At 72.9% G+C, this 5,360-nt stretch carries 5 protein-coding genes; 3 read left to right on the forward strand and 2 right to left on the reverse strand.

Features of this window, described 5'->3' with window-relative positions; translation table 11 throughout:
- Positions 1-18 precede the first annotated feature (18 nt).
- From AOK01_RS32270 to galE, 3 genes are read left to right on the forward strand one after another with little or no spacing between them, the layout of a single operon-like run.
- Positions 19-1,260 (forward strand): glycosyltransferase family 87 protein, encoded by a 1,242-nt coding sequence (locus AOK01_RS32270; protein WP_055517943.1) that lies wholly within the window; start codon positions 19-21, stop codon positions 1,258-1,260.
- Positions 1,250-2,944, forward strand: a complete 1,695-nt coding sequence (locus AOK01_RS32275; protein WP_245702512.1) for a glycosyltransferase family 2 protein — start codon at positions 1,250-1,252, stop codon at positions 2,942-2,944. Before AOK01_RS32270 ends, AOK01_RS32275 begins: the two co-directional genes overlap by 11 nt.
- A 36-nt stretch (positions 2,945-2,980) precedes the next feature.
- On the forward strand, positions 2,981-3,952 hold the full coding sequence (galE, locus tag AOK01_RS32280; RefSeq protein ID WP_055517928.1) for a UDP-glucose 4-epimerase GalE: 972 nt from the start codon (positions 2,981-2,983) through the stop codon (positions 3,950-3,952).
- 183 nt (positions 3,953-4,135) lie between these two features.
- Here the strand turns inward: galE and AOK01_RS32285 are convergent, their stop codons facing one another.
- Together AOK01_RS32285 and AOK01_RS32290 are read right to left on the reverse strand one after the other, a co-directional pair.
- Positions 4,136-4,357, reverse strand: a complete 222-nt coding sequence (locus tag AOK01_RS32285; RefSeq protein ID WP_055517933.1) for a hypothetical protein — start codon at positions 4,355-4,357, stop codon at positions 4,136-4,138.
- Between the two features lie 152 nt (positions 4,358-4,509).
- Positions 4,510-5,217: a TetR/AcrR family transcriptional regulator gene (locus AOK01_RS32290; protein WP_213862183.1), complete on the reverse strand. Its 708-nt coding sequence runs from the start codon at positions 5,215-5,217 to the stop codon at positions 4,510-4,512.
- Between the last annotated feature and the right edge of the window lie 143 nt (positions 5,218-5,360).

Below are 5,360 nucleotides of genomic sequence, written 5' to 3' on the forward strand. Positions count from 1 at the left end.
CTTCCCCTCCCCCGCTTCCTGCCCCTCGCCCTCGCCTGGTCGGCCAGCCGCGGCCTGATGCTCTGGCTGCTCTTCCAGGACGACCGCGCCCCGCTCGGCGTCGGCGGGATCGCGCGTGAGGTGCACGAGCTGTACGCCCGCTGGTACGGCGTGCTCGCCGACGGCGCGTTCCCGGCGGGCGACCGGCTGTGGCAGTACCCGCCAGGGGCGGGCCCCGTCCTGCTGTCCCCAGGGCTACTGCCGGGGCTGACGTACTTCCAGGCGTTCGCGACCCTCACCCTGGCCACCGATCTCCTGGTCACCGTCGTCCTCGCGCGCGTGGGCACCCGTCCGGGCCGCAGCCTGCGCGGCGCGGCACTCTGGACGGCGGCCCTGCCGCTCCTTCTGCACATCCCGCTCGCGCGCTACGACGTGCAGGTCACCGCCTTCGCGGTCATCTCCCTGTTGACGTTGTCGCGCTCCACGCGCGCGTGCGGTGTGTTCGCCGCGCTCGGCGCCCTGGTGAAGGTGTGGCCCGCGCTGACGCTGATCGGCACCCCCCGGGGGCGTACGACGAGGGAGGCGTGGACCTCGGCCGCGGTCACCGCGGGCGTGCTGCTCCTCGCCCTCGCCGCCCTCTTCCGCGATCCCTTCGACTTCCTGCGCCAGCAGGGCGGCCGGGGCGTGCAGATCGAGTCGCTCGGCGGCACGGCCCTCTCCTTCGCACGCCACGCGGGGTGGCCGGGGCGCGTGGGCTACCGGTTCGGCGCCATGGAGTTCACCGGGCCGTACGTCTCCTCGGTCGCCGCGGTGTCGCTCGCGCTCACCGTCACCGCGTTCGGCGCCCTGCTGCTGTGGCGGCTGCGCGCGCGGCACTGGACGCCGGCGACCCCGTACGACGCCGCGCTCGGTGCGGTGCTCCTGTTCACCGTGACGAGCCGGGTCATCAGCCCCCAGTACCTGGTGTGGCTGCTCGGTCTGGCCGCGGTCTGCCTGACCTCCCGGCAGACCACGCAGCGCCCGGTGGCCGCGCTGATCACGGCGGCCGCCGCGGTCAGCACCCTCGCGTACCCCGTCCTGTACGACGACGTCGTGGCCTGCACCTGGACGGGCTCCCTGCTGATGCTCGCCCGCAACGGCCTGCTGGTGACGGCTGCCGGGCTCTCCTTCCACCGCCTGTGGACGGCCGGGACCCGGCCCGAGGGTTCCGAGGGCCCGACACCCTCGGAACCGGCGCACAGGCAGCGCGACCTTCCCGACAGGACAGCAAGTGCCATTTGACGAAAAATTGTCGTCGCAGGTCTGCGTCGTCGTCATCGGGTACGACGACGCCGCCCATGTGACGGACGCGGTGCGCTCGGCCCTGGCGCAGGGCCCCGCCGTCCGCGAGGTGATCGCCGTGGACGACTGCTCGGCCGACGGCAGCGCGGACGTCCTGGACCGCCTCGCGCTCGACGAGCCGCGGCTGAAGGTCGTCCGCCGCAAGGCCAACAGCGGCGGCTGCGGCAGCCCCCGCAACGACGGGATCGACGCCACCACGGCTCCGTACGTGATGTTCCTGGACAGCGACGACGTACTGCCGCCCGGAGCGGTCGACGCCCTGCTGGAAGCGGCTGCCGGGCGCGGCACCGAGGTCGCGGCCGGCCTGTGCGTGCGCCGCGAACTGCCGTCCGGCCGCGAGGTGCCGTGGCAGCCCGGCCTGTACGCCGGGGCCGCCCTCGTGACCCGCCCGTCGCGGCGCCCCCGCCTGGTCCACGACACGCTGTGCGTCAACAAGCTGTACCGCACCGACTTCCTGCGCGAGCACGGCATCCGCTTCCCCGAGGGGCGCTTCCCCTACGAGGACTTCGTCTTCACCGCGCGCGTGCTCGCCGCCGGGCCGCGCATCGCGCTGATCCCGGACCCGGTGTACGTCTGGCACGTACGCCGGAGCGCCGGACGGCTGTCGATCTCGCTGGACAGGTCGGGCGTCGACAACTGGCGGGCCAGGATCACCGCGCACGCCCAGGCGTACGACGTCCTCCTCGCCGCCGGTGAGAAACGGCTGGCCAGGGCGTCACGGGCGAGGTTCCTCGACCACGCGCTGCGGATGTACGCGCGCGAGCTCGATCTGCGCGGGGCCGGGTACCGGCGTGAGTGGTGGGCCCTCACGCGCGCGTACCTGGCGACGTTCGACGCGGGCGACTTCGCGCTCGCCCCGGCGCCGGGCAGGGTGATCGCGCAGGTGGTGCTGGCCTCCGGGAAGCCGTGCGACCTGACCCGCGTCAAGGAGGTCGCGGCCCGCCCGTCCCGGCTGCGACCGCCGTACGCGCGGTCCGCGGACGGTACGCCGGTCTGGTCGGCCGACCTGCCCCACGTCACCCTGGAACACCTCCTGCTGCGGCCCGTACGCCTCCTCCCGGTGGCCGTCGACGCGGAACTGCGGCCACGCGCGCGTGTCACCCTGCTGCGGCTGCGCCTGCACGAGCTGTACGGGCGGCTGGCGGAGGCGGCGCCCGCGTCCGTGGACGCCGAGTTCGTGAACCGGCGGGACGGGACGACCGGGCTCACACTCACCGCGGAGTTCCTGCCGGACGCCGCAGACCCGGCCGACCCGGCCGACCCGGCAGACGCCGGTGCCACCGGTGACCCCGCCGGCACCGGCTCCTGGACGGCCGAAGCGCCGGTCGACCTCTCGGCGCTCGGTTCCGGCACCGGCACCGGCACCCGCTCCGGCTCCGGCTCCGGTACCTGGGACCTGCGGCTGCGCCTGCGTTTCCGCGACGGCACGAGCCGCGAGACCACCGCGCACGCGTGCGCGGGCCCGGGCCTGCTGCGCCGGTCGGTCGTACCGAGCACTCGGCACGGCGTGCTGCTCGTCCAGCCGTACGCGACCCACGCGGGCTCGCTCGCGCTGCGGATCGAGCCGGGCCTGCGGGGGACGGCGACCGTACTGGGCCGCAGAGCGCGGCGTTTGCTTCACTGACCCGAGAACAGGGGACACATGAGGGGACGGCTGTAGATGACCTGGCTGATCACCGGCGGCGCCGGCTACATCGGGGCGCACGTCGTCCGCGCGATGACCGAGGCGGGCGAACGGGCCGTGGTGTACGACGACCTGTCCACCGGAATCTCCGAACGCGTCCCGGACGGGGTACCGCTCGTCGTCGGCTCGACCCTGGACGGGGAGCGGGTCGCCCGGGCGCTGAAGGACCACGCCGTCTCCGGTGTCGTGCACCTGGCGGCGAAGAAACAGGTCGGCGAGTCGGTGGAGCTGCCGCTGCACTACTACCACGAGAACGTCGAGGGGCTGCGGGTGCTGCTGCGGGCGGTCACGGCGGCCGCGGTGCCGTCCTTCGTGTTCTCGTCCTCGGCGGCGGTCTACGGCATGCCCGACGTCGGCCTCGTGACCGAGGAGACGCCCTGCGTGCCGATCAACCCGTACGGCGAGACCAAGCTCGCCGGCGAGTGGCTGGTGCGCGCCACGGGCCGCGCACACGGCCTGTCGACGGCCTCCCTGCGCTACTTCAACGTGGCGGGGACGGCGACACCGGAACTGGCCGACGCGGGCGTCTTCAACATCGTCCCGATGGTCTTCGAGAAGCTGACCGGGGGTGAGCCCCCGCGGATCTTCGGCGACGACTACGCGACCCCGGACGGCACCTGCGTCCGCGACTACATCCACGTCGTCGATCTGGCGGAGGCCCATGTGGCGGCGGCCAGGCGGCTCGCCGCGGCCCCCGGCACCGACCTGACCCTCAACATCGGCCGCGGCGAAGGGGTCTCGGTCCGCCGGATGATCGACCGGATCAACGAGATCACCGGCTACACACTGCCTCCGACGGTGGCCCCTCGCCGGCCGGGCGACCCGGCCCGGGTCGTCGCCTCCGCCGACCGCATCGCCGCGGAACTCGCCTGGAAGGCGAAGTACGGCCTCGACGACATGATCACGTCGGCCTGGGAGGGCTGGCTACGGCTGCATCCGCGGGCATGACGGGCACGGCCCCGCTGAGATGCGGCTGAGGGAGGGCTGTCCGGAGAAGCCCTCACCGAGGCGTGCGGAGGCGGGCAGCGGTGAACGGTGAGCGGTGAGCGGCGGTGAAACGCACTCGCCGCGGGCCGGACATCGTCCTGGGCCGCGGCGAGGGTGCTCCGGGGGAAACGGGAACGGGACCCGTCAGAGCTTGTCCATACGGGTGTAGGGACTGACGATACGGGCCTGGCGGGAGCCGAAGTCGACGAGCATCGCGATGCCCTCCTCGACGCCGACAATCCTGCCCAGGCCGAACTGGTCGTGCGTCACACGGTCACCCAGGGCGAAGTGCTTGGCGACCGGGACAACCGGAGCTTTGAAGGGACTGGTGGACAGGTGGCGCCGGGGCGCGGATGGCTTCGTCATCGTGTTTCCAGTATGCGCCCCCGGAGGGCTTGAGGGTGAGGCGTGGATGACAACGATCCGGCCGCTACGGGGGTCGGGCGCCCGCTGAGAGGTGCCCGGAGCTGGGCGGCGGGCCCCGCCGAACCCCAGGTGGAGCGGCCCTCTCCGCCCGACTACAGCGCCTTGAGCGCCGCCGTCGTGGCCCGGGTCAGACTCTCCAGATATCCCTTCGGCGGTTTCGGGCCACGGATCACCACGGCACGCCAGTACAGCGGTCCGGAGATCACGTCGAGGGCCAGTTCGCCGTCGATCTCCGTACGGATCTCACCGCGTGCCCTGGCCGCCGCGACGATGCCGCTCACGACGCTCGCCTGCCCCTCTCGCAGGGCCTTCTGCATGGCCCCCGCGATCTCGGGGTTACGGGCCGCCTCGGCCTGCAGATCGGGGATGACCTGCGAGGCGACCGGATGACGCAGGGCGCGTGAGGTGACCTCGTACAACAGGCGCAGGTCGCCCTCCAGGGTGCCCGTGTCGGGCGCGGGCAGTCCCTGTACGGCGATCGCGGAGACCAGGTCGAGCACCAACTGCAGCTTGGAACGCCACCGGCGGTAGACCGCGGTCTTGCCTACGCCCGCGCGGCGCGCGATCCCCTCGATGGACATGCGCGCGTATCCGACGGCCGCGAGTTCCTCGAAGACGGCCGTCCGGATCGCCTCGGTCACGTCCTCCCTGAGCACCGCCGCCCCGGCGGGAGCCCGGCGGCGCGGCTGCGGACTCCGCTCCGCGCCGGCTGCTCCAGCCGCTCCAGCTGCTCCGCCTGTCCCAGCTGCCCCAGCTGCCCCAGCCGTCCCGTCGGCGTTCGTCGTCATGCGGACCAGCATATCGGCGTGACGACGAAACGGTTGCGTTCCGACGTGAGATCGGCCTACGCTCACGTCACGACGATACGGTCCCGTCCCGACGTAAAGTCGTACCCAATGGCAGGTAAAGGCATTCCCCTCCGCCCCCTCCGCCCCTCCCTCTC

This window comes from Streptomyces aurantiacus (genome assembly GCF_001418335.1).
GTDB classification, from domain to species: Bacteria; Actinomycetota; Actinomycetes; order Streptomycetales; family Streptomycetaceae; genus Streptomyces; species Streptomyces aurantiacus.

Coding starts and splice junctions, on each gene's coding strand:
- galE (WP_055517928.1), top strand. CDS start 2,981: ATGACCTGGCTGATCACCGGCGGCGCCGGCTACATCGGGGCGCACGTC.
- AOK01_RS32285 (WP_055517933.1), bottom strand. CDS start 4,357: ATGACGAAGCCATCCGCGCCCCGGCGCCACCTGTCCACCAGTCCCTTC.
- AOK01_RS32290 (WP_213862183.1), bottom strand. CDS start 5,217: ATGCTGGTCCGCATGACGACGAACGCCGACGGGACGGCTGGGGCAGCT.